Annotated in this window: 21 protein-coding genes and 1 pseudogene; 12 read left to right on the top strand and 10 right to left on the bottom strand. The window is 60.5% G+C overall.

The features are described 5' to 3' along the window. Positions 1-219: 219 nt before the first annotated feature. Positions 220-1572, top strand: a complete 1353-nt coding sequence (locus tag IGW03_RS11045) for a CitMHS family transporter (RefSeq protein ID WP_194722614.1) — start codon at positions 220-222, stop codon at positions 1570-1572. 188 nt (positions 1573-1760) lie between these two features. On the opposite strand, the pseudogene IGW03_RS37980 reads toward IGW03_RS11045, so the two are convergent. Further along, positions 1761-1967, bottom strand: a pseudogene (locus tag IGW03_RS37980) (hypothetical protein); the annotation flags it as partial. Between the two features lie 783 nt (positions 1968-2750). On the opposite strand from IGW03_RS37980, the gene IGW03_RS11035 reads away from it, so the two are divergent. From IGW03_RS11035 to IGW03_RS11025, 3 genes are all read left to right on the top strand, one after another. After that, positions 2751-4412, top strand: coding sequence for an L-lactate permease (locus IGW03_RS11035; protein ID WP_194722782.1), 1662 nt, complete (start codon positions 2751-2753; stop codon positions 4410-4412). 181 nt (positions 4413-4593) lie between these two features. Further along, a complete protein-coding gene (locus tag IGW03_RS11030) occupies positions 4594-4986 on the top strand; it encodes a VOC family protein (protein ID WP_194722613.1) in 393 nt (130 codons plus the stop codon). A 545-nt stretch (positions 4987-5531) separates the two neighbouring features. Further along, positions 5532-5897 (top strand): STAS/SEC14 domain-containing protein, encoded by a 366-nt coding sequence (locus IGW03_RS11025; RefSeq protein WP_194722612.1) that lies wholly within the window; start codon positions 5532-5534, stop codon positions 5895-5897. Positions 5898-6127: 230 nt separating this feature from the next. On the opposite strand, the gene IGW03_RS11020 is transcribed toward IGW03_RS11025, so the two are convergent. Continuing rightward, positions 6128-6613, bottom strand: a complete 486-nt coding sequence (locus tag IGW03_RS11020; RefSeq protein ID WP_194722611.1) for an FKBP-type peptidyl-prolyl cis-trans isomerase — start codon at positions 6611-6613, stop codon at positions 6128-6130. Positions 6614-6700: 87 nt separating this feature from the next. Next, positions 6701-7612: a LysR family transcriptional regulator gene (locus IGW03_RS11015; RefSeq protein WP_194722610.1), complete on the bottom strand. Its 912-nt coding sequence runs from the start codon at positions 7610-7612 to the stop codon at positions 6701-6703. A gap of 183 nt (positions 7613-7795) precedes the next feature. Here IGW03_RS11015 and IGW03_RS11010 point away from each other — a divergent pair, with 183 nt between their 5' ends. From IGW03_RS11010 to IGW03_RS11000, 3 genes are all read left to right on the top strand, one after another. Continuing rightward, entirely contained in the window at positions 7796-8695 is a 900-nt protein-coding gene (locus IGW03_RS11010) for a 3-hydroxyacyl-CoA dehydrogenase family protein (RefSeq protein ID WP_438943636.1), read from the top strand. A 64-nt stretch (positions 8696-8759) separates the two neighbouring features. Then, entirely contained in the window at positions 8760-9443 is a 684-nt protein-coding gene (locus IGW03_RS11005) for an aspartate/glutamate racemase family protein (protein ID WP_194722608.1), read from the top strand. A gap of 41 nt (positions 9444-9484) precedes the next feature. Beyond that, complete coding sequence (locus IGW03_RS11000) at positions 9485-10450, top strand: Bug family tripartite tricarboxylate transporter substrate binding protein (protein WP_194722607.1); 966 nt, start codon at positions 9485-9487, stop codon at positions 10448-10450. Positions 10451-10681: 231 nt separating this feature from the next. Here IGW03_RS11000 and IGW03_RS10995 read toward each other — a convergent pair whose 3' ends face one another. Together IGW03_RS10995 and IGW03_RS10990 are read right to left on the bottom strand one after the other, a co-directional pair. Next, positions 10682-11242: a peroxiredoxin family protein gene (locus IGW03_RS10995; protein ID WP_194722606.1), complete on the bottom strand. Its 561-nt coding sequence runs from the start codon at positions 11240-11242 to the stop codon at positions 10682-10684. Between the two features lie 92 nt (positions 11243-11334). Beyond that, positions 11335-11871 (bottom strand): carboxymuconolactone decarboxylase family protein, encoded by a 537-nt coding sequence (locus IGW03_RS10990; RefSeq protein WP_194722605.1) that lies wholly within the window; start codon positions 11869-11871, stop codon positions 11335-11337. A 151-nt stretch (positions 11872-12022) separates the two neighbouring features. On the opposite strand from IGW03_RS10990, the gene IGW03_RS10985 reads away from it, so the two are divergent. Then, a complete protein-coding gene (locus tag IGW03_RS10985; protein ID WP_194722604.1) occupies positions 12023-12907 on the top strand; it encodes an AraC family transcriptional regulator in 885 nt (294 codons plus the stop codon). A 96-nt stretch (positions 12908-13003) separates the two neighbouring features. Here IGW03_RS10985 and IGW03_RS10980 read toward each other — a convergent pair whose 3' ends face one another. Beyond that, complete coding sequence (locus IGW03_RS10980) at positions 13004-13777, bottom strand: ferredoxin--NADP reductase (protein WP_194722603.1); 774 nt, start codon at positions 13775-13777, stop codon at positions 13004-13006. A 338-nt stretch (positions 13778-14115) separates the two neighbouring features. Here IGW03_RS10980 and IGW03_RS10975 point away from each other — a divergent pair, with 338 nt between their 5' ends. Together IGW03_RS10975 and IGW03_RS10970 are read left to right on the top strand one after the other, a co-directional pair. Beyond that, positions 14116-15096, top strand: coding sequence for a Bug family tripartite tricarboxylate transporter substrate binding protein (locus tag IGW03_RS10975; protein WP_194722602.1), 981 nt, complete (start codon positions 14116-14118; stop codon positions 15094-15096). 136 nt (positions 15097-15232) lie between these two features. Then, positions 15233-15559: a BON domain-containing protein gene (locus IGW03_RS10970; protein ID WP_194722601.1), complete on the top strand. Its 327-nt coding sequence runs from the start codon at positions 15233-15235 to the stop codon at positions 15557-15559. A 120-nt stretch (positions 15560-15679) separates the two neighbouring features. On the opposite strand, the gene IGW03_RS10965 is transcribed toward IGW03_RS10970, so the two are convergent. The 3 genes from IGW03_RS10965 to IGW03_RS10955 form a co-directional block, all read right to left on the bottom strand. Then, positions 15680-16405 (bottom strand): SDR family NAD(P)-dependent oxidoreductase, encoded by a 726-nt coding sequence (locus tag IGW03_RS10965; RefSeq protein ID WP_194722600.1) that lies wholly within the window; start codon positions 16403-16405, stop codon positions 15680-15682. Positions 16406-16495: 90 nt separating this feature from the next. After that, positions 16496-17362, bottom strand: a complete 867-nt coding sequence (locus tag IGW03_RS10960) for a fumarylacetoacetate hydrolase family protein (protein WP_194722599.1) — start codon at positions 17360-17362, stop codon at positions 16496-16498. Between the two features lie 45 nt (positions 17363-17407). Beyond that, complete coding sequence (locus IGW03_RS10955; protein ID WP_194722598.1) at positions 17408-18160, bottom strand: SDR family oxidoreductase; 753 nt, start codon at positions 18158-18160, stop codon at positions 17408-17410. A 162-nt stretch (positions 18161-18322) separates the two neighbouring features. On the opposite strand from IGW03_RS10955, the gene IGW03_RS10950 reads away from it, so the two are divergent. Both IGW03_RS10950 and manD read left to right on the top strand, forming a co-directional pair. Beyond that, positions 18323-19792: a mannitol dehydrogenase family protein gene (locus IGW03_RS10950; RefSeq protein ID WP_194722597.1), complete on the top strand. Its 1470-nt coding sequence runs from the start codon at positions 18323-18325 to the stop codon at positions 19790-19792. A gap of 28 nt (positions 19793-19820) precedes the next feature. Further along, a complete protein-coding gene (manD, locus tag IGW03_RS10945) occupies positions 19821-21032 on the top strand; it encodes a D-mannonate dehydratase ManD (RefSeq protein ID WP_194722596.1) in 1212 nt (403 codons plus the stop codon). 28 nt (positions 21033-21060) lie between these two features. On the opposite strand, the gene IGW03_RS10940 is transcribed toward manD, so the two are convergent. Next, the gene (locus IGW03_RS10940) at positions 21061-22209 is read right to left on the bottom strand and encodes an ATP-binding protein (RefSeq protein ID WP_194722595.1); all 1149 of its coding nucleotides are present in this window, start codon (positions 22207-22209) and stop codon (positions 21061-21063) included. Between the last annotated feature and the right edge of the window lie 531 nt (positions 22210-22740).

Below are 22740 nucleotides of genomic sequence, written 5' to 3'. Positions count from 1 at the left end.
CCCGGCAATCAACTATCGGCTCGGGGCATTTTGCACTCTACCGATGCATTGAAAGCTGACTGAAAGTCCCTGCATTTATAGTAACGGCCGGGTTGGTCCGACCCCGCATGCAGCGCGTGCACCTATCACCCGACCAGCCTGCCCGGTAGCGTCGTGTCATGCATGCCAAGCCAACCGAGAACCCGATTTATCCAAAAGCAGCTGCAAGGAGACCTTTCCGTGCTGACGGTACTAGCCTATTCAATGGTCGTCGTGTTCATGTTCCTCATCATGACAAAACGGCTCCCTGCCTTGACGGCACTTATCCTGGTTCCCATTGCTTTCGCCCTGCTGGGCGGCTTTGGCAAGGAACTTGGTCCCATGATGCTTACAGGCATCAAGAATCTCGCGCCGACCGGCATCATGCTGATGTTTGCGATTCTGTATTTTGGCGTGATGATCGATGCGGGGCTGTTTGATCCTGTCGTGCGCAAGATACTTCAGCTTGTCCATGGCGACCCGATGAAAATCGTCGTGGGAACTGCGGTTCTGGCAATGGTGGTGTCGCTTGACGGCGATGGATCGACGACCTACATGATTACCGTTTCTGCAATGCTGCCTCTCTACATGAGACTCGGCATCAGCCGTCTGGTACTCGCCTGCGTCATCATGCTCGCAGGCGGCGTGTTCAACATCCTGCCTTGGGGCGGCCCGACCGCACGTGCCGCCAGCGCACTGGGAGTGGATGTCGGCAGCATATTCGTGCCCATGATTCCCGCCATGGTCGTCAGTGCAATTTGGGTGCTGTTCGTTGCCTATATGCTGGGCAAGAACGAGCGCAAGCGGCTGGGCGTGCTTACAGCGGCAAACATGCATGATCACGCATCGGATCATGCCGCCGACCGCACCCGCGCCGAGCTTCGCGAGGGCGACGCTCCTGTCATTGCACTGAGCGATTCGCACACCGCACGTCCGCATCTTTTATGGGTGAACGCGGCCCTTACGGTAACCCTGCTCGGCCTGCTGATCTGGGGCGTCCTTCCCCTGCCAGTACTGTTCATGGCCGCATTCGCGATCGCCATCATGATCAATTATCCGAACGCCGAAGACCAGAAAGAGCGGATCGCCACGCATGCTGCGAACGCGCTTCCCGTTGTAGCTTTGATCTTTGCGGCCGGGGTATTTGTCGGAATTCTTTCGGGGACGAAGATGGTCGACGCGATCGCCCATAGCGTGATCGCTGCGATTCCTCCTGAGCTGGGGCCCTACATGGCTGCCGTGACCGGAGCTCTGAGCATCCCGTTCACCTTCTTTATCTCGAACGATGCCTTCTATTTCGGCGTCGTGCCGATTCTCGCCAAGGCCGCTGCCGTCTATGGCATCAGTCCGGCTGAAATCGGACGGGCGTCGATCGTGGGACAACCCGTTCACCTTTTGAGCCCGCTCGTTGCATCAACCTATCTGCTCGTCGGGATGGCCAAGGTCGAGTTCGGCGATCATCAGCGCTATACCCTGATGTGGTCTCTGTCGGCATCGGTCGTAATGTTTGCAGCGGCAACCCTATTCGGCGTTATTCCGCTGTTCATGCACTGAACGAAGTATGCCGAATCAATGATGTCTGCCATGCCCTGCCTTGAGACCTGAGCCGGCAAGGCACCCGGAACGCCGTCCCGGCCAGTACGGCGTCACTTCGAGGAAGCGTTGCCTTGCCCGGCGGGTTTATTGGCAACGCTTCCGTCTGTAGAGGGCGTATTGCCGGAAACTCCGGTATTTGCATCCTGAGCCTGTTGCTCGGCTTTTTCCTTCTTCGACGCCTTGTGATGGCCGATGGCGCAGCCTGCGGCGGCGCCAACTGCTCCATGGTGGCCTGCCACATGTCCGGCAACACCGCCGACTGCCGCACCTTTAAGGCACCCTTTTGCTGCAGCATCCTGCACAACTACCGCAAAAGACATGACCATGGAAATCGCAATAACCAGCTTTTTCATGTCACCTCCGAACGAGCATATAACTACGTAGGCATCCATTCGACTGGAAGAGTTCAGGGCGCTTTGTATCAATTCTTATGGCAACCGCATGTGCCGGCAAAAAATTGATTGACGCCTGCATACCGTGTTCGACGTCTCGAAGAGCCAGGTACCTGGCACGCCGCCATTGCATTCCATCCGTATGCCGCCTGGACTTGCGCCGTATGGCTCTTCCCCCAAGCCGGCCTCCATCGATGTTGGTACTGCGCCGCTGCATGTTAAATGCAGCTCCCAATGAGACGTCCGGGCGCTTTCCGGAGGCTACCTCGCGGAACGCTTTGCATGGTAAAAATTCTCTCTTCTGCTTAGTATCAAGTCTCCAGAATGCGCGGAACAAGATAGAGCCGGCCACTCTGGTCATTTATCGGAAGAGGCGAACTTGTTATGTCCCTCAAGGCTGGATGTTGAAGCCACGGCCGCATGGCGTGCGCCAAAGTCGGTTTCCAACACGTCGCCTTCATCTTCCCTCGATTGGCCCCATGTCAATCGCCGGCCATGGTTCATAACGGCTGTCCGGCCTGTTCGGCGTTCATTAATTCTCCATTTGCCCTGATTCAGGATTGGTCAAGCCAATTTGTGCGTTTGCGCAGATGCTGTGATTTTCCTGTGGATGAAAATCAAACATTACAACTGTCTCGGCACGACAACGCGTTGGCTCAAGTACCGCTGCCCCGCAGTCGCTCGGCCTCGCCGGCTGACTGGCGGAATCGTGACGAGAATAACGATCATATGGAGAAGACAGCCATGATTTGGCAACAGATATACAATCCTTTTGGAAACATGGTCATATCGACCCTGCTGGCGGCGATACCTGTCGCTGTCATGCTCATCGCCTTGGGCTTCCTGCATATCAAGGCACATGTTGCGGCTGGATTGGGATTGGCCGCCGCAGTCGCGGTCGCAGTTCTCGCCTATGGCATGCCGGCCGGCATGGCGGGCAAGGCGGCCATGCTGGGCGGCTTTACCGGTCTGCTGCCGATCGGCTGGATCGTGCTGAACATCATCTTCCTGCAGCAGCTGTCCGAGCAGAACGGAAGCTTCAAGATTTTGCAGGCTTCCCTTTCGGGCATCACCAATGACCGACGCCTGCAGCTGCTGCTCATCGCCTTCTGTTTCGGCGCCTTCTTCGAAGGGGCCGCCGGATTCGGCACTCCCGTGGCAGTGACTGCCGGCATCCTGATCGGCCTCGGTTTTTCACCGCTGGCCGCCTCGGGTCTCAGCCTCATCGCCAATACTGCCCCGGTCGCTTTCGGCGCACTCGGCACGCCGGTGATCACGCTTGCCAAAGTGCATGGCTACGACCTGATGGAAGTCACGGCAATGATCGGACGCCAGCTGCCCTTTTTCTCCTTGCTGGTGCCGTTCTGGTTGATCTGGGCTTTTGCGGGACGCAAGGCCATGATGGAAATCTGGCCTGCCATTCTGGTTACCGGTGTCTCATTCGCCGTGCCGCAATACCTGGTCTCCAATTTCATCGGCCCGGAACTCGTGGACATCATTGCCGCGATCGTATCCATGGCATCATTGATTCTGTTCCTGCGTGTCTGGCAGCCCAGGAATGTATGGACATCGCCGAGCCTCAAGGGGCATGAGAATGGAGGCAGCGCTTCTCCGGCACCTCAAGCCGAACTGCAAAAATACACACGCGCCGAACTGATCCGCGCATGGATGCCCTGGTTTATCCTCACCGTATTCGTGTTCCTCTGGGGCTTGCAACCCGTAAAGGCTTTCCTGAATGACCTGTTCTCGCCCAAATTCGTCATCGAGGGCTTGAACAATCTCATCATGAAGATGCCGCCGGTGGTCACCAAGCCCACTCCCGAGAGTGCCGTCTATACGCTTAACCTGCTGTCGGCTACCGGTACGGCGATCCTTGTCGCAGGCATCGTCGGCGGATTCGCAATGAGATACTCTCCGGTCGAGATCGTGCGCACTTTTTTCCGCAGCTTGTGGCTGGTACGTTTTTCACTTCTCACCATCGTACTGATGCTCGCACTGGGCACGCTGACTCGCTACTCCGGTACCGACACCACCCTGGGGCTTGCCTTTGCCAATAGCGGTGTGCTCTATCCTTTCTTCGGCACGCTCATGGGTTGGATCGGCGTGGCGATGACCGGATCCGACACTGCCTCCAATGTGCTCTTTGGCGGAATGCAGCGCGTGGCCGCCGAACAACTGGGTCTTTCAGCCAACCTCATGGGCGCAGCCAACAGTTCAGGAGGCGTGATGGGCAAGATGATCGATGCTCAATCCATCGTCGTAGCTTCTACGGCAACCCGCTGGTTCAACCACGAGGGTGACATCCTGCGCTTCGTTTTCTTCCATTCGATCGCGCTGGCGTCGCTGGTCGGCTTGCTGGTCACACTGCAGGCCTACGTCTGGCCGTTCACTGCGATGGTGAATTGACAGCGCCGCTCTCGGTTGGCAAGCATGCCGGTCCCTGATCATCCGAACGTGTTCAGGGACGACTCAAGCAGTACCGCCACTGGAACCGGATGGAAGAGAACATCGAGTTAAGAACGCTACTCCGTTGCGGGTGTGCAAATAGATCGTTACACTGGAATGCCAAGGGATAAGAGGAGAAAAAATGTTCAGTCACATAATGATCGGTTCGAACGACATCGAGCGCTCAAGGCGTTTTTATAACGCGGTGCTTGGAGTACTCGGAGCAGGAGAACCCTTTCGCCACAAGGCCGACTCCGGGCATACCCGGCTCTTCTACCGGCATGACGGTGGCACCTTCTGCATCACCGAACCAATCAATGGTGAAGAGGCGACCTTTGCAAACGGCGGCACCATCGGCTTCAAGTGCATCTCGGCGGAGCAAGTCTGCGAGTTTCATGACATCGCGGTTGCGAATGGGGGCAAGTCCATTGAAAACCCGCCCGGCCTGCGTGACGGAAGCATGGGTGCAATGCACCTGGCGTATGTGCGTGATCCCGACGGCAACAAGCTCTGTGCGATCTACCGCCCCAAGTAGCTGATCAGGGTTGCCCCAAGTGCCGGGTTGGTCACGGACCGTCAGGTAATGTCCGGCGGATCAACCCGGCCCCGAAGCAGATGCGCCGGGCGGATGGCAACACTGTCTTACTCGGCGGTGATCCCCTGACGAAGTCTCAACTGGTGCGAGCGTCCGGTTCGCGTCGCATCCGGCTGCCGGCACTGGCCTCCTGCGGTCAGAACCGTACATACATCCGAAGCTGCAGCAAGCCGAATTAATCAGGGGCGAAATTACGCCGTGCGGCTTACGAACCATTCGCTAAGGATTTGTCACCAGCAAACTTCCACCTCGCCTGCTGGGCAGTGGATTTACACATATAAAATTCACGGCTGTTCCGGAATGCAAAAGGCCGGCATTTTCATCCGAAAGCACATCATTGCTTGCCATCTTCCTGAACGGTGAATCAGTGTATTACGAGAACTTTCCATTCGTCATGCAGAGCAAACGCAAGGCAGCTATATCGAAGTTGCACTAAAATGCATGGGCGGTACAGGCCCATTTCAGAATGAAAGGAAAGTAATGCCATGAAAGGCAGCTTTGTGGTTGAGCTAGCCGGAGACATGGCTATTGTCCGATTTCGCGGCGAGGCAACAGAAGCCCTGCTTCTGGAATGCCATGAACATCTGCTTGATGTGGTAAAGAAGGCAGGGCGCCGGAAGATTCTTTACGATGCTCGTGAGATGACAACGCCGGACTTGGATTTGGTGTTCCTGCAGCGGCAATTGGTGGACGCAGGGTATCTTGGCGATTCTCTGCGGCGGGCAATTGTAGTGTCGAATACAAAGCTGGCTTACCTGGCCCGCCTTGCTTTCGGCGATGGTGAGTACGAAGTTTTCTACAACGATGTGAACTCGGCAATTCAATGGCTTGAGGGCGCACCATCAAAATAGTCGCTCCCGCCGACAATGAGCACGGCGTTGAGCCCCCCGCGTCAGACTCTTCCTGCAGCGGCTTAAATAGACATGGAAGCTTCGAGGGTTCAGTACGAGCCCGAGTATTGGAAGGACCTTCGGTTTGACTGTCGCCTGGTCCGGTCAAACCGAAAGCGCTCTGGCGCGTGCGCCTGGTGACGGCAGCGTGCAGCGGTTGAAAAACCTGCAGAACCGCTGCACCATGCAGATCAATGATGATGGCCGTGCGCACCATGCACGTGGCCGTGCGAAATTTCTTCCGACGTGGCGGCACGAACGTCCGTCACGTTCAGATCGAACCGCAGCGACATGCCTGCCAGAGGATGGTTTCCATCCAGCGTCACCTGTTCGTCATTGAATTCGGTGAGGGTGAAGATGACGCGCTGGGGGCTGCCCTCGCCTTCCACCATGCCTTCGAATTGCATGCCCACTTCGAGCTGTTCCGGCAGACGGTTGCGCGGCTCGACCTTGACCAGTTGGTCATCGTAGTACCCGAAAGCATCGTCTGGTTCGACGTCGATTGTGGTCGTATAGCCTGTGTCCTGGCCGTCCAGCGCTGCTTCGATCTTGGGCAGCGTGTTGCCGTATCCGCCATGAAGATACACCATCGGCTGCTTGCTCTTGTCGATCTGATTGCCCTCCGCATCCGACAAGGTGTAGTGGAGCGAGACCACGGTATCTTTCGCTATCTTCATATGACGCCCTTTCTTTGAGAAGTACGTATTGTACCTCCGTCCGCAGCCGCGGCAGGATCACGCGGACTGACCGCTTGTTCTGCGGAATCAGCGGACCGCGAAGCTCTGGAGTTGCTGCCTCAGCAATGCAAGCATCCCTTCCGCCGCAGGAGACAGAGAACCCTCCTTTCGCATGACAAGACCGATGGACCTTCGGATGACGGGGCTGACCAGCGGACGGCGCATGATGTTTTTTCCGCTGATGACATCGGCCGCCATGGACGGCAAGGCAGCCACGCCCAATTGCTCGCTCACCATTGCACCGATGGTCGCCAGATGATCCACCTCGTACGCCGGATGAAACGCGAAACCGTTCTGCAGCGCCGCGGCTTCCATGTACTGGCGCACGCTGGTGTGGCGCGACATCGAGATGTGCGGCGCAGACAGCGTATCGGTCAATGCGATCTCCGTGCGTTTCCGGCCCAGCGGATGGCCGCGTGCCGCCAGGAGAACGAAACTGTCCGTCGTGAGCGGAACATAGTCGAGGTCGGTGTAGGCAGGATTGGCTGCCGTCAGCGCGAAGTCGACGCGCCCTTCCCTCACAAGCTCGAACGCCGGTTCGGACAAGGTGTCGATCAGGGACAGCTTGATGTCGGGATATGTCTCGCCGAAGACGCGGAACAGGGGCGGAATGACATGCGCCGCCAGAGACGGCAAGGCTGCGAGCGCCACGCGCCCCCGGCGCACCATGGTGACATCCCGCACCGCAGTCACCGTGCGTTCCATGTCCGACAGCAGCTGTTCGGCCTGCGACGCAAGCACCTCTCCCGCCGCGGTCAGCGCCACCGTGCGCGTCGTACGGTCGAACAGGCGGGAACCGAAAGCTTCCTCCAGCCGCAGGATCAGGGTCGACAGTGCGGACTGCGAAAGGTGCACCTGCTGCGCCGCCTGGCTGAAACTCAAGCTGTTGGCCACGGCAAGAAAGGCGCGCAGGTCGCGGCTCGAAATATTTATCTCCATGATAGATAAGTTTATAGAAAATATGCGATTTACAGATAAAAAGTCTCGTAGCAAACTGAATTTTTCTTTTGCTAACCGGCACACATGGATACTTTGAACCCATCGTCGTCATCGCCTGCGGATCAACCAGCCGCTTTGCCCAAGCCTTCCCGGGCATGCGCACTCGTCATAGGAGGCGGCACGATGGGCGCCGATGTCGCCCTGGTGCTGGCGCGCGGAGGCTGCCGCACCATCGTTCTGGAACGCGGAGAAGCGCGGCGGCAGGCGCTTGATACCTATTTCACGAACGGCTTGCGCGGCCTCGATGCGGAGCACAAGCGAAGCGGCCTTGGCACCTGCGCGTCGCTGGACGAGGTCGATTGGGCGGCGGTCGACCTGGTCATCGAATGCATTCCCGAAAAGCTGGCGCTCAAGCAGGAGCTGTTCGCGGAACTGGTACAGCGTGCGCGTGCAGATACCGTGTTGTGCAGCAACAGTTCCAGCTTCCCGATTTCGGCTATCGGCGAAGGACTGCAAACCGCGCAGCGGATGCTCGGCCTGCATTTCTTCATGCCGGCGCACCTGGTCCCGCTGGTGGAGGTTGTGCTTGGCGAGCTGTCTTCCGTAGCACTTGGCGAATCCCTGGCTGCCTTCATGCGCGGCTGCGGCATGGTGCCGGTGCTGGTGCGCAAGGACTTGCCGGGATTTCTCGCCAACCGTCTTCAGCATGCACTGGCGCGCGAAGCCTTTGCACTCATCGATGCAGGCGTCGCGACGCCCGAGGATGTCGATGCGGCGGTGCGCTTCGGATTCGGCTTCCGCTTTCTCGCCGCCGGCCCGGTGCTGCAGCGCGACCATGCCGGCATCGACGTGCATTGCCCGGCCGCGGCCACCATGTATCCGTCGCTTGCAGCCAATACCGAGCCGTCCAGAGCACTGTCGGAACGCTACGCAACCGGAAGATTCGGCATGAAGACAGGCGAAGGTTTTTTCAAATGGACGCCCGAGAGCATTGCTGCCGAACGCAAGCGGTATGACGACCTGCTGAAGGCGGGCTTGCGCCTGCTGGCAGCCGAACTCCCGAAGATTGAAGACGATAGATAAACGGCCTGCAATGCGGCAATGAACGACATCGCAAGCTCACCTCATATTCGAACAAAGACCGACCATGCCACGCCTTGCACTTATTCACGCGCTAAGCCATTCGGTAGCGCCGATCAACGAAGCCATCGCGCACGAATGGCCCGAAGCGACACGCATGAACCTGCTGGACGACTCGCTGTCGGCGGACCTGGTTCATTCCGGTCAAGGCCTGGATGCCCGCATGCACCAGCGCTTCCAGGACTTGGCTGACTATGCAGTCGGAACCGGTGTTGATGCGATTCTCTTCACCTGCTCGGCCTTCGGATCCTGCATCGAAGCCGTTGCGCGCCGCCATGCCGATCTGCCGGTACTCAAGCCGAATGAAGCGATGATCGCCGATGCGCAAAAAGCGGATGGCTCGATAGGACTGATCGCGACATTCGGACCGACGCTGGAGTCGATGCCGCCGGAGTTCCCCGAGTCCGTCGACATCCGCTGCGCGCTCGCCGAAGGTGCGCTGGACGCCCTGAATCGCGGCGATGTTAATGAACACGATGCCTTGATCGCCGAACAGGCAAGACGTTTGTCGAACGCAGGCTGCGCCACGATTGCGCTCGCTCAGTTCAGCATGGCGCGCGCGCGCAGCGCATGCGAACAGGCCACGGGAAAGCCCGTGCTCACCACCGTTCACAGTGCGGTAATGGAATTGAAGCGGCGCCTGTCGGTGCAGGCTGCACAGACGCTGCAAAGAGGTGAATCAAGGAAGTGAAATTCCGCAGTTCAGGTAATCAAAAAACGAGGAGACAAATCATGCTTAAGAAATTGATGCTCGCATCGATGCTTTTTGCCCAGGCGCTCGGCGCCGCGGCCGGTGACGCCTATCCATCGAAGCCGATCAAGTTCGTTGTGCCCTATCCGCCCGGCGGTCCTACGGATGCCATGGCACGGCTCATCCAGGGGCCCTTGCAGGCGAAATTGAATACGCCGGTCATCATCGACAATCGCGGCGGCGCGGGCGGCAATATCGGCTCCGATTTCGTCGCCAAGTCGCCGGCCGACGGCTACACGATTCTCCTGGCGGCAAGCGGTCCGATGTCGGTCAGCAAAACCCTGTACAAATCGCTTCCCTTCGACCCGGACAAGGACTTTGCGCCGATCATCCAGATCTCCGCCTTTCCTCTGGTGCTGGAAGTACATCCGTCGGTGCCCGTGTCGAATCTGAAGCAGTTCCTCGCGCTGGCCAAGGATAGGCCGGGCGAACTCAGCTTCGCGTCTGCGGGCAACGGCACGCCGCAGCACCTGGCGGGCGAACTGTTCAACAGCACGACCAAGCTGAAACTGCAGCACATTCCCTACAAGGGCGCAGGCCCGGCGCTGAACGACGTGGTGGGCGGCCATGTGAAGGTCATGTACGACATCCTCGGCAGCTCGGTTCAGCACATCAAGACCGGCAAGCTCCGTCCGATTGCGGTCACCACTGCGACACGCAGCCCTGCACTGCCCGACGTTCCTACCCTGGCCGAAGCAGGCCTGCCGGGGTACGAGTTCTCGGCCTGGCATGGCATTGCCGCACCGGCCGCGACGCCCAAGCCTATTGTCGGCAAGCTGAACCAGGCGCTCAATGAGATCTTCGCCGACCCCGCCTTCAAGAAACGCTGGGAAGAACTCGGCACGCCGATCGTCGGCGGTACGCCGGAAAGCTTTGGCGCATTGATGCGCTCGGAATCGTCGAAGCTGGGCAAGCTGGTCAAGGACACCGGCGTCACGCTCGACTAGAGCGGTTTCGTGTTGACCGGCTTAGTCGAGGCCGAGGCGGATTGTCTCCGGGACAAGGCGTGGCGACGCGACATGGCGGTGCCATGGCAAGGAGCCACAACGCAGTACCAGAGGCAATCGGTCCGGGATCGACAAGCAGGTCACACGAAACCGCTCTAAAGGCTCAAATTCGCTTGTAATTTTAAAAGACGGCGCAAATGTCTTTCCGACCATGACCGGTACGGAAAGACATCATGCATTGATGCGGCAGCTGCCGCCGTCACACTCGCCCTTGCGAGGCGCCTCATCCGTTGCACCGTCCTTGCCCGTTGCTTCTTCCTTCGCGGTCTCGGCAAGCAAGGTTCCGATTTCGGCTCCTATTCGAAGATCCTCCACCTGCCCCAAATGCTGGTGCCTGATCCTACCGCTCTTGTCGAGCAATACCAGGCTGGGCGTGCCTCGCAGCTGCATCAAACGCATCGTGCGCGGCACGGAACCCTGATCGGCGGGCCGGTCGATGCCGATAGGCATGCCCAGCCGGTACTCGCTCGCGAATGCACGCAGCGCCGCCGGCGTCATGACGTCATGGTGTTCGAATACCGTGTGCAGGCCCAGCACGACCACGTCCCTTGCCGGGAAAGCGCGCGCGATGCGTTCCGCTTGGGGGATGCCGTACGTCACGCAGCCCGGGCACAGCATCTGGAAGGCATGCAGCACCACCACGCGGCCGCGCAGGTCGGCCAGGCGTATCGGCTGCGGCGTGTTGATCCACTCGATTACATCGAGTTCGAGATACAGGGAAGGATGCTGCATGTATTCCTCCAATCGATTGCACTCTTGAAAGCTTGAAATGTCGAGTTTGGCGGCGAACCGGCCGCCGCCTTCATCACTGCCTGTTATTGCCTTCAGCTGCTCAATGCGACGGCCGGGAAATCGACCGGTACGTTAAAGGCGACATTGACATAGTTGGTGAACAGGTTCAGCGCCACATGGGCCATGATCTCGACGACGTGCTCGTCGGTGAACCCTGCCGCACGCAATGCCGCGACGTCATCGGCCGACACCTGCGCGCGCTCGTTGACGACCTTGAGCGCGAAGGCGAGTGCCGTCGCCGTTTTGGGATCCGCCGCGCGGCCTACCTGTGCAGAAGCCATTTCCTCGGCACTGGCGCCGGCCTTCTTGCCGAGTACGGTATGCGCGGCCAGGCAGTATTCGCAGCGGTTGCGGTCAGCGATCGCCACGGCGATCTGCTCGCCGAGCTTCGCGCCGATGGTACCGCCGGCGAGCGCGCCGAACGAGCCCCACATGCTCTTCAGTGCAGCGGGAGAATTGGCCACCACCCTGAACATGTTGGGCGTTGCGCCGAATGCCGCGTGAATCTGCTTCAGGGTCTGCTGGCTGGTTTCGGAGACGAGTTCGGTATTCATGTTGACGCGGGACATGCTGGTTCCTTTCAAAGGAAAGACTTGATCACATGGGAAAGTTCCGGAGCGTCAGGATGTTCCTGTTCAGCCGCCCCAGTGATGTGCAGTATCCGATCCGGCAGCGTATGATTGGAACCATTTCATTCGATAGTCATACCTTTTCGTTCAAATGAATTCAGAAGCCCCTGTCGACCGCTTGTCAGCGCTGTTGAAGCGCTCCCCTGTACGGGCTGCCCTTTTTCATTCGGGTCCCTTGTGCGGCCTGCAGAAGTACGATGCCGGCAGCGGACATGGATTCCTGCATGTACTCAGGCGCGGCCGGATGGAGGTGACGCATCACGGCGTCGCGGGCATTCCGGAAAAACTGGTTCTGGATGAGCCCAGCCTGCTGTTCTATCCGCGGCCGCTGACGCATCATTTCCATAATCCGCCAAGGGAAGGGTCGGATTTCACCTGCGCGGTGCTGGAATTCGAAGGCGGTGCAGATCATCCGCTTGCGCGCAGCCTGCCCCCTTTCCTCCATCTGCGCCTGGCCGCCGTGGAAGGACTGGAACCCGCGCTCGCGCTGCTGTTTGCAGAGACGGACAGGGTACGCTGCGGCCAGCGCCTGCTGGCAGACCGGTTGTTCGAGGTGGTGCTGATCCAGCTGCTGCGCTGGCTGCTGGATCACCCGGAAGAAGCCGGCATGCAGCCTGGACTGATTGCCGGGCTCTCGCACGCGCGCATTGCACGCGCACTGGTGGCGCTCCACGAAATGCCCGGCGGCGCCTGGACTCTGGAACGCCTGGCGGAATGCGCAGGCATGTCGCGCACGAGCTTTGCAACGGTGTTCAAGCAGGTGGTGGGGCAGACCCCGGCGGATTATGTGACGAGCTGCCGTATCGCGCTGGCGCAGGCCGGACTGCGCGAAGGACGGCCGGTCAAATGGCTGGCCGAGCAGCTGGGTTATGCAAATCCGCCGGCGCTGTCGCGCGCGTTTGCGGCAAAGGTGGGACTTTCACCGAGGGAGTGGCTGAACCGGGACCGGGGCGACGCCGGTGGGCAAGCCGGCTGAGCCCGGTAGCTTGCGGCTTCAGCCAGCCAGACCGGCGAACGAACGCCGGCCGCGATCCCGGTGCCGGCCGTTCGGATCGAGGAACGCAGGTCCAGATTACTGTTCTGCGAAGGCGCGCTCGATCACGAAGTCGCCCGGAGTCGAAGTATTGCCTTCCTTGAAGCCACCTTCTTCCAGCATGCGCTTGAGGTCGCGCAGCATGGCCGGGCTGCCGCAGATCATCACGCGGTCTTCCTTTGCGTTCAGCGGTGGGGTACCGAGATCGGTGCACAGCTTCCCGCTGCTGATGAGGTCGGTGATACGGCCCATGTTCTTGTACTGCTCGCGCGTCACGGTCGGGTAGTAGCGCAGCTTGCTCGTCACCAGTTCGCCGAGGAATTCATGGTTGGGCAGGTGCTCCATCAGCACGTCGTGGTAGGCCAGTTCGTCCACCTGGCGTACGCCATGCACCAGCACCACCTGTTCGAATTTCTCGTAGGTTTCCGGATCGCGGATGATGCTCATGAACGGTGCCAGGCCGGTGCCGGTCGACAGCAGGTAAAGGCGGCGGCCGGGCAGAAGGTAATCGATCAGCAGCGTACCCGTCGGCTTGCGGCCGACGATGATGGTGTCGCCGACCTTGATATGCTGCAGGCGTGATGTCAGCGGACCTTCCGGCACCTTGATGCTCAGGAATTCGAGGTGATCCTCGTAGTTGGCGCTGACGATGCTGTAGGCGCGCAGCAGGGGCTTGCCCTCGACGCGCAGGCCGATCATCGTGAAATGGCCGTTGGAAAAGCGCAGCGCCGGGTCGCGCGTGGTGGTGAAGGTGAAAAGACGATCCGTCCAGTGATGGACACTCAGGACGCGTTCTTCGTGCAGGGCACTCATTTGTTTCCGTTCCTCTTAGACCAGCAAAAAGGCGACATTTTACCGCTCCGGAGCGCAGGCAGCTTGCAAGTTTCGCTTTTCCGCTGCCGCTGGCCGCTTCTGTTACGGTGGATTGCAACGGGAAAAGTTGCATTTCTTTCATTTCACCGATGATCCGGAGACGGTTTGCGAAGCAACAGACCGATCATGAAAGTTTAGACATCATACAAGCACTCCCACATGTATAATGTTTAGCGTGTACGAGCGTCCCGGCCCGTTAGCCGCGCTTGGACGCGCCATTCGCCCATTCCCGTCAGGCACGCGGCAAGCCTGTTGCCTATAGAAGATCTGGAGACCGTATGAAAAAGCTCATTTCCCTTGCGTTGGCCGCATGTTTCGGCGCCGCGCTTACCGCGCCGGCCGCTGCCCAGAGCGCCGCGGACTATCCGAAGAAAAGCATCAAGATCGTCGTGCCCTTCCCTGCAGGCGGTACTTCCGACGTGCTGGCGCGCCTGGTCGGCCAGAAGCTGACCGCAGCCTGGGGCCAGCCGGTGGTGATCGACAACCGGAGCGGCGCCAACGGCAACATCGGCGCCGATTCGGTGGCCAAATCCGATCCGGACGGCTACACCCTGCTGCTGATGGACATGGGCAACCTCACGCTCAGCCCCACGCTCTATCCGAAGCTGCCGTTCAACCCGGTCAAGGATCTCGTGCCGGTCACCATGCTGGCCTATTCGCCGCACCTGCTGGTGACCAGCAATTCGCTGCCGGTCAAGACGCAGACCGAACTGGTCAATTACAGCAAGACCCACAAGGGCAAGCTGAATTTCGCCGCCGCGGCAGGAACCGGCAGCGCCACGCATCTGGCCGGCGTGCTGTTCGCGCAGAAAACCGGTACCGACTGGGGCTACGTCCCCTATCGCGGCGGCGCCCAGGCGCTCAACGACCTGATCGGCGGCCAGATCGACGTGACCATGAACGGCATGGTCGCCACCTATCCGCACGTCAAGGCCGGCAAGATCAAGCTCCTCGCGGTATCGAGCGCCAAGCGGCTGCCGCAGCTGCCCGACGTACCCACGGTCAGTGAAATCATCCCGGGCTTCGTCACCGGCAGCTGGCAGGGCGTGATGGCGCCGGCAGGCACGCCGAAGCCCATCATCGACAAGCTCAACAAGGAAATGGCCGCCATCGTCAGGATGTCGGACGTGCGTGAAAAGATGACGGCGCTGGGCGCCGAAGCACAGACCAACAGCCCCGAAGAATTCGGCGCATGGATGAAGACCGAGATCGCAAACTGGGCTAAAGTTATCTCGGATGCCAATATCAAGTTAGACTAGAGTGTTTTCAGCGTAAACGGCAACGCTCCGGCTTGCCGGCTAGGCTGAAGGCGCTTTATATCGGTGTCTGATGGCTGGGACAGCTATCAGACCGCTTCCCAATGTCAACGGTCCCACCAAGAAAGAGAGACACTCTATGAAAAATATCAAACTACTCGCTCTCGTATTGTCCGCCGCAGTGCTCGCAGGCTGTGCCGGCATGAACAAATCGGGTGCAGGTTCAAGTGCCTCGCAGCAAACCAGCGCCGCCACTGACGACGCTGCCATCGTCAGCAAGATCAAGAGCTCGCTGGCGGCTGATGCCGATCTGAAGGATGCCAAGATCGATGTCACCAGCGCTCAGGGCGCCGTGCGCCTGAAGGGTGAAATCAAGTCGCTGGCACTGCGCCGCAAGGTCGATGCCATCGTCAAGGATGTTGCCGGCGTCAAGTCGGTCGACAACCAGCTGATCGTCACTGGCTAAGCCCGACGACAGCTTCATGCGAAGCCGGCATGCAAGCCGGCTTCATGTGAGCAACCCGTAGCAAGAACGCCCCTGCAACAAGGGGCGTTTTCGTTTGCGGAGCGAGGTTAACTCGCTCTTTCAGGCAACGAGATAGCCGCCGTCGACCGGCAGGATCGCACCGGTGATGAAACGCGCCGCATCGCTGGCCAGGAACAGTACCGGCGCCGCCACATCGGCCGGCGTGCCCCAGCGCCGCAGCGGCGTGCGGTCGAGTATCTGCCTGCTGCGGCCTTCATCATCCTGCAGCGCCTGCGTCAGCGGCGTGGCGATCCATCCCGGGGCCACCGCATTGACGCGGATGCCGTCTTCCGCATAAGCGATCGCCAGCGACTTGGTCAGCTGCATGACGCCGCCCTTGCTGGCGCTGTAGCCGGGCACCAGGCCGCCGCCGAAATACGACAGCATCGACGCGGTATTGACGATGCAGCCCTTCGATTGCCTGAGCAGGGAACGCGCCGCTGCGCAGACCCGCATGCTGCCGTTGAGATTGATGTCGACCACTTCGGCGAACGCGTCAGGATCATGCTCGGCATTGCGCCGGATGATGCCGGCGCAGTTGACCACGACATCCAGCCTGTCGAAACCGGCAATCAGCTGCTCCACCGCGCCGCCGTCACGCACGTCGAGCAGACGCACATCCATGCTGCCACTAGCGGCAGCCTCCACTTCACGTTCGGTGGCGCCGGTGGCCTTCACCTGCGCGCCCTGCCCGGCGAATGCCGCAGCGATGCCGGCGCCGATGCCGCTGGTACCGCCGACAACCAGTACCGATTTTCCAGCCAGTCCGAAATCAATTTCCGCCATGAGTCTCTCTCGCCGCATGAAAAATCAAGGAGAGGATGCGGGGCAGGCACTCTCCGCCCCGCACGATGCCATGCCATGCCTGACTGATGATCAGTTGTCGATCAGTTCCGGATTCCAGGCATGCACGGTCTGATGCTGTTCGCCGAGTCCGGCGACGCCGAGCCGCATCACGTCGCCGGCCTTCAGGTAGACCGGCGCAGGCTTCTGCCCCATGCCCACGCCGGGCGGCGTTCCGGTGCTGATCACATCGCCCGGATACAGGGTCATGAAACGGCTGATATAGCTGACCAGATGCGCGACCTTGTAGACCATGGTGCGCGTGCTGCCGTTCTGGAAGCGCTTGCCGTTGACCTCGAGCCACATGTCGAGGTTCTGCGGATCGGGAACTTCATCTTTCGTCACCAGCCACGGCCCGATGGGCCCGAAGGTGTCGCAGCCCTTGCCCTTGTCCCACTGGCCCGCGCGTTCGATCTGGTATTCGCGCTCGGAGATGTCGTTGATTACGCAATAGCCAGCCACGTAGTCGAGCGCATTCTCTTCATTCACATAACGCGCCTTGGTGCCGATTACCACGCCCAGTTCCACTTCCCAGTCGGTCTTCACCGATCCCTGCGGCAGCACGACGGGATCGTTGCAGCCGATGACGGCGCTGCTGGCCTTCATGAACAGCACCGGCTCCGGCGGCACCGGCAGGTTGGATTCGGCCGCATGGTCGGCGTAATTGAGGCCGACGCAGATGAACTTGCCGATGCCGGAATAAGGAGGCGCGATGCGGCCGGGATTGTCGATCACAGGCAGGTTGCCCGGATCGATGGCCGCCAGCTTCGCAATCGACTCGGGAGCCAGGACGTCTGCCGTGATGTCAGGCACGACGGAAGACAGGTCCCTCACCTTGCCGCCGGCATCGACGATTGCCGGCTTCTCGCTTCCTTTTGCGCCATATCGCATCAGCTTCATGTGTTTTCCTTGACTGTTTAAGGTTGTATTCAGTGATTCAATTATTCAATTCGACCAGCCGCCGTCGATGAGCTGCGCGGTGCCGGTGGTGAATGAGGACTCGTCGGAGGCCAGGTAGACCGCCAGCGCCGCAATCTCGCTTGCGCGGCCTACACGCCCCATCGGCTGCCGCGCGACGAACGCGGCCTCCACTGCGGCAATGCTCTGGCCGCTGCCGAGGGCCTGGCTTTCGATACGCTGCCTCAACGAGGGTGATTCTACGGTGCCCGGGCAAATCGCGTTGCATCGTATGCCCTTTGTGACGAAATCGGCGGCGACCGATTTCGTCATGCCGATGACCGCCGCCTTGGACGCGCCGTACACGAAGCGGTTGGGCACGCCCTTGATGCTGGATGCGGCGGAGGACATGTTGATGATGGAACCGCCGCCGCCTTCGATCATCGCCGGCAGGAAGGCGCGCATCATGCGGTACATCGCACGCACGTTGAGATCGAAGGAAAAATCCCACGCCTTCTCGTCGCATTCGAGAATGGTGCCGTGATCGACGAAGCCGGCGCAGTTGAACAGCACGTCGATGCGGCCGACTTCGCGCGCCAGCGCTTCGACTGCGGCTGCATCGGTGACGTCGAGCCTGCGCGCCGTGCAGCCCGGCAGTTCCGCGAGTTCCGGCAGCAGGTCTTCATTGATATCGGTAGCGATCACGCGCGCGCCTTCGCGCACGAAGGCTTCGACGGTGGCGCGGCCGATACCCTGGCCGGCGGCGGTGACAAGGGCGATCTTGCTGGAAAGGCGTGGCATGCGGGTCTCCATGGTTGGCCTCCCCTCGGCGATAACGCCCTGCCGTGCAGGCAGGCGCATCGAAAAGGCGAGGATGATTATTCGTGTTGAATGCCAATGGACCGTATGATAAATTGGTAAGGCCACTTTATCAATTCCTCCTCAAGGATTTTTACGCCCGACATGACGCAATCGTTATCGCTGAGCACCTTGGCCCGCCTGCCATCGTCAATCCGGCCGCATTACGACCCCGCCGCATTGCGTGCCGGAATCGTGCACATCGGCACCGGCGCCTTCCATCGCGCCCATCAGGCCGTCTATACGGAAGAAGCGCTGGCCGCCGAATACGGCGATTGGGGCATCATCGGCGCAAGCCTGCGCCAGCCGGGTGTGAGCGAGATGCTGCGCGCGCAGGACGGCTTGTACGGCGTACTGACCAAAAGTGCGGCAGGCAGCAGCGTGCGCGTGGTCGGCTGCGTCCGCGATGTCATCCATGCGCCATCCGACCCGCAGCGACTGCCTGCCCTCATCGCTTCGCCGCAGATCAGACTGGTGTCGCTTACGGTCACCGAAAAGGGTTACGGTCTCGATCCGGCGACGCATTCACTGGACTTTTCCCGGCCGAATATCGCGCAGGATCTGCGTGCGCCGCATTTGCCCGCCAGCACCATCGGCACGCTGTTCGCCGGCCTGCATGGGCGCCGGCTTGCGCACGGCCGGCCGCTGACAGTGCTCTGCTGCGACAACCTGCAGCACAACGGCAAGCTGCTCAAGCGCCTCGTGCTGGCCTATGCCGAGCAGGTCGATGCCGCGACCGCACGCTGGATCCAGGCGCATGTGGCCTTTCCCGATACCATGGTGGACCGCATCGTTCCCGCCACCACGCCGGCGACGCTGGACGAGGTCGAGGAGCGCCTCGGCCTGCGCGATGATGCCGCAGTCTGGGGCGAACCGTTCATGCAATGGGTGATCGAGGACGCATTCGCCGCCGAACGGCCGCGCTGGGAAGCCGGCGGCGCGCAACTGGTCGCCGATGTGAAGCCTTATGAAGACATGAAGCTGCGGCTGCTCAACAGCAGCAATTCCCTGCTCGCCTACCTCGGCTATCTCGGCGGCTGCGATTACGTGTACCAGGCGATCGCCCTGCCCCGCTTTGCCCGGCTGGTGCGGCGCTTCATGCAGGAAGAAGCCGCGCCCACGCTGTCGATGCCGCCGGACCAGGACCTTGCCGCGTATCAGGAGCGGCTGATCGAACGCTTCGGCAATACCGCCCTGCCCCACCGCTGCCACCAGATCGCAATGGACGGTTCGCAGAAACTGCCGCCGCGCTTTCTTGCGATCGTTCGTGACAACCTTGCAGCCGGCAGGCCGGTGCGGCTGTCCGCGCTGGCGGTTGCCGCCTGGATGCGTTATGTCGGCGGCACCGATGAAAATGGCCAAGCCATTCAAGTACAAGACCCGCTGGCACGGCAGCTGCAGGCAGCGGCACAGGGAAATGCGTCCGATATTGTCGACCGGCTGCTGAGCATGCGTTCGATCTTCGGCGAGGACTTGCCGCGCAGCGAACGCTTGCGCAGCGAACTGGTCGCGGCGCTTGAGCGGCTGCAGCAGGCCGGCAGCCGAGCCACCGTACTGGAATACGCCGCCGCTTGAGCGACGATACCGCCATCAAGGAGACCGCATGAAAATCATCGATGCCAAAGTCATCGTCTGTTCGCCCGGCCGCAATTTCGTCACGCTCAAGATCACTACCGACGGCGGCATCAGCGGTCTCGGCGATGCGACCCTGAACGGTCGCGAGCTGTCGGTAGCCTCCTACCTGACTGATCATGTGCTTCCCTGCCTGATCGGACGCGATGCGCATCAGATCGAGGATATCTGGCAATACCTGTACCGCGGCGCTTACTGGCGGCGTGGGCCGGTGACGATGACGGCCATCGCCGCGGTCGATACGGCGCTGTGGGACATCAAGGCGAAGGCGGCCGGCATGCCGCTGTATCAGCTGCTCGGCGGCAGAAGCCGCACCGGCGTCATGGTGTACGGCCATGCGAACGGCGCCGACATCGACGAGACGGTGGAGCAGGTGCTGCATTACAAGAGCCTGGGCTACAAGGCCATCCGCGCGCAGTCGGGCGTGCCCGGCCTGAACAAGGTGTACGGCGTGGGACGCGGCACGCTGTTTTACGAACCTGCCGACAGCAGCCTGCCGTCGGAGCATGACTGGAGCACCGAACGCTACCTGCTGCACACGCCCAAGCTGTTTGCCGCCGTGCGCGAAGCCGTCGGCCCGGAAGTGCATCTGCTGCACGACGTGCATCACCGGCTCACGCCGATCGAAGCCGCCCGCCTGGGAAAGGCGCTGGAGCCCTATCACCTGTTCTGGATGGAAGACGCGACGCCGGCCGAGAACCAGGAAAGTTTCCGCCTGATCCGGCAGCACACCACGACGCCGCTGGCGGTCGGCGAGATCTTCAATTCCATCTGGGATTGCAAGGACCTGATCCAGCAGCAGCTGATCGACTACATCCGCACTACCGTCGTACATGCGGGCGGCATCACGCAGCTGCGCCGCATTGCCGATTTCGCCGCCATGTACCAGGTGCGGACCGGTTCGCACGGCGCGACCGACCTGTCGCCGGTCTGCATGGGCGCGGCGCTGCATTTCGATTTGTGGGTGCCCAATTTCGGCATCCAGGAATACATGCGCCATACCGATGAAACCGATGCGGTCTTCCCGCATGCCTATACCTTCGAGGACGGCTTCCTGCATCCCGGCGATGTGCCGGGGCACGGCGTCGACATCGACGAAGAACTGGCGGCGCGCTATCCGTACAAACCCGCCTATCTGCCGGTGAACCGCCTGGCGCACGACGGCACGCTGTGGCACTGGTAAGTGACCAGCGAAGTTGAATCGCGCGGCCCTACTCGGCCAGCGTCGGTGCGTATTGAAAAGGCCGCGAGTCGATCGGCATGTCGATGGTGAAGGTGGTGCCCCGCTGCGCGGTGCTGTCGACCGTGACGCTGCCGCCATGGCTTTCCGCCACGCCGCGCACGTAAGGCAGGCCGATGCCCCAGCCGCGGCTGCCTTCTTCTCTGGCCGAGACTGCGCGCTGGAATACCTGGAACACCGATTCCATCCGCTCCGGCAGGATCGGAGGCCCTTCATTGTGAACCGATACCGCGACCCGCTCATGCAATGCCGCAACGCTCAAGCGCACCGGCCTTCCCTTGGCTCCATGCTTGACCGCATTGCCGGCCAGGTTTTCAATGCAGCGCCGCAGCGCATCGCGGTCCCAGTAGCCGGCGACCGTACTGCCCTGCACCTCGAACAGCGCGCCGTGCACGGATGCGAACTGTTCGGCCACCTCGCGTACCAGCTCCAGCATGTCGAAAGCCTCGATGGACAGGCTCAGACGCTCGCCGGTGTGAAACACCATCGCATCGAGCAGATTCTGGATCATGCCGTCCATGCGGTCGAGGTTGTTCATGATGCGGTCGGCCAGCGGCCTCATCTGCTCGGGATCGGTGGAGTGCTTGATCAGATCTGCTGCCGCCATCGCGGTTGCCAGCGGATTGCGCAGATCATGCGTCAGCGCGGCGACGAAGCGCTCGCGCAATGCCAGCTGCGCCAGTGCAAAGGCATTAATCGCATCGCGGATGGCGTTGTCGATCGACGCATTGATGCTTGAGAACTCCTCTCCGCCCAGCTGCACGCCGTGTTCCTTCAGGACGTCGAAGATAGTCCAGCGCAGCAGCTGATATTCCGAGACCACGGCCTGGGCGTTGTAATTGGTCAGGCGAGCCCGCTCGCCGCCATGCTCAGCGGCGACCGTATTGGTGTCGGTCTCGGCGCCGCGAGCGCGTCCGGGTGAAATGGCTTCCGCGATACGGTCGTACAGGCAGGGAAAGGTGTTGATGAGGATGGGATGCGAAAGATTCTCGGCTTCCTTGACCGTTGCGCGCAGCCGCAGGCTCCATGCCTGCAGCACGGCTTCGCGAAGTTCGAGCATTCGCTTCGCGTTGGCTGACAGTTCGCCGCCGTTCGGATTCTCGTTGCTGGTCAGGGTCACGGTATTACCTTCAGTTAACGAACATGCAATGCATCGTTCAGATTGTAACAACCGCTCGGCCAGCCTGATCGGCGGAACTTTGGCGGAATGACAACGATGCCGATTTGCTCAAGTTTCGGGCAGCTGCGAAGCTGCCTGCGGACCATCAGGATACTGAAGGGCAAGAAAAAAACCCGCATGCCGGGAGGCCGGCATGCGGGTTAAACCTTTGGCGACCGTTCACAAGTCATTAGCCGAACTCTATTCCGGTGCGGCCGCCACTACTGTGACGGCCGTCACAAATGCTTGCATTCCTCTGCTTGCTTTTCGTGTGGATTTATCATTGCAACATGGCTATGTTGCGCATGAAGCATTATGCAGCAGGTGACCAGACCTTCAAGAATCGACGGATTAGCTGCCATTCGACTAGCGGTACTTTGTTGAAAGTAGATTATTGAGGGTCTATGCTGGTAGCAGGAGGTCTGCTGCCATGACTGCTCGTCGCCCCTGCCCAGCTGCACCTGGCCCACTAGAGGACTATGCGGTGCAGTT

The organism is Noviherbaspirillum malthae (genome assembly GCF_015352985.1).
GTDB lineage: Bacteria > Pseudomonadota > Gammaproteobacteria > Burkholderiales > Burkholderiaceae_D > Noviherbaspirillum > Noviherbaspirillum malthae.
Note: the sequence above shows the minus strand (reverse complement) of the source record. Positions and strands in the feature narration are given on the sequence as shown.

What these genes read in the sequence shown, in the direction of transcription:
- IGW03_RS10975 (WP_194722602.1), top strand. Translation starts at nt 14,116, where the DNA reads ATGAAAAAGCTCATTTCCCTTGCGTTGGCCGCATGTTTCGGCGCCGCG.
- IGW03_RS11025 (WP_194722612.1), top strand. Translation starts at nt 5,532, where the DNA reads ATGAAAGGCAGCTTTGTGGTTGAGCTAGCCGGAGACATGGCTATTGTC.
- IGW03_RS10985 (WP_194722604.1), top strand. Translation starts at nt 12,023, where the DNA reads ATGAATTCAGAAGCCCCTGTCGACCGCTTGTCAGCGCTGTTGAAGCGC.
- IGW03_RS11035 (WP_194722782.1), top strand. Translation starts at nt 2,751, where the DNA reads ATGATTTGGCAACAGATATACAATCCTTTTGGAAACATGGTCATATCG.
- IGW03_RS10970 (WP_194722601.1), top strand. Translation starts at nt 15,233, where the DNA reads ATGAAAAATATCAAACTACTCGCTCTCGTATTGTCCGCCGCAGTGCTC.
- manD (WP_194722596.1), top strand. Translation starts at nt 19,821, where the DNA reads ATGAAAATCATCGATGCCAAAGTCATCGTCTGTTCGCCCGGCCGCAAT.
- IGW03_RS11005 (WP_194722608.1), top strand. Translation starts at nt 8,760, where the DNA reads ATGCCACGCCTTGCACTTATTCACGCGCTAAGCCATTCGGTAGCGCCG.
- IGW03_RS11020 (WP_194722611.1), bottom strand. Translation starts at nt 6,613, where the DNA reads ATGAAGATAGCGAAAGATACCGTGGTCTCGCTCCACTACACCTTGTCG.
- IGW03_RS10960 (WP_194722599.1), bottom strand. Translation starts at nt 17,362, where the DNA reads ATGAAGCTGATGCGATATGGCGCAAAAGGAAGCGAGAAGCCGGCAATC.
- IGW03_RS10965 (WP_194722600.1), bottom strand. Translation starts at nt 16,405, where the DNA reads ATGGCGGAAATTGATTTCGGACTGGCTGGAAAATCGGTACTGGTTGTC.
- IGW03_RS10995 (WP_194722606.1), bottom strand. Translation starts at nt 11,242, where the DNA reads ATGCAGCATCCTTCCCTGTATCTCGAACTCGATGTAATCGAGTGGATC.
- IGW03_RS10980 (WP_194722603.1), bottom strand. Translation starts at nt 13,777, where the DNA reads ATGAGTGCCCTGCACGAAGAACGCGTCCTGAGTGTCCATCACTGGACG.
- IGW03_RS10950 (WP_194722597.1), top strand. Translation starts at nt 18,323, where the DNA reads ATGACGCAATCGTTATCGCTGAGCACCTTGGCCCGCCTGCCATCGTCA.
- IGW03_RS11015 (WP_194722610.1), bottom strand. Translation starts at nt 7,612, where the DNA reads ATGGAGATAAATATTTCGAGCCGCGACCTGCGCGCCTTTCTTGCCGTG.
- IGW03_RS11010 (WP_438943636.1), top strand. Translation starts at nt 7,796, where the DNA reads ATGGGCGCCGATGTCGCCCTGGTGCTGGCGCGCGGAGGCTGCCGCACC.
- IGW03_RS10955 (WP_194722598.1), bottom strand. Translation starts at nt 18,160, where the DNA reads ATGCCACGCCTTTCCAGCAAGATCGCCCTTGTCACCGCCGCCGGCCAG.
- IGW03_RS11030 (WP_194722613.1), top strand. Translation starts at nt 4,594, where the DNA reads ATGTTCAGTCACATAATGATCGGTTCGAACGACATCGAGCGCTCAAGG.
- IGW03_RS10990 (WP_194722605.1), bottom strand. Translation starts at nt 11,871, where the DNA reads ATGTCCCGCGTCAACATGAATACCGAACTCGTCTCCGAAACCAGCCAG.
- IGW03_RS11000 (WP_194722607.1), top strand. Translation starts at nt 9,485, where the DNA reads ATGCTTAAGAAATTGATGCTCGCATCGATGCTTTTTGCCCAGGCGCTC.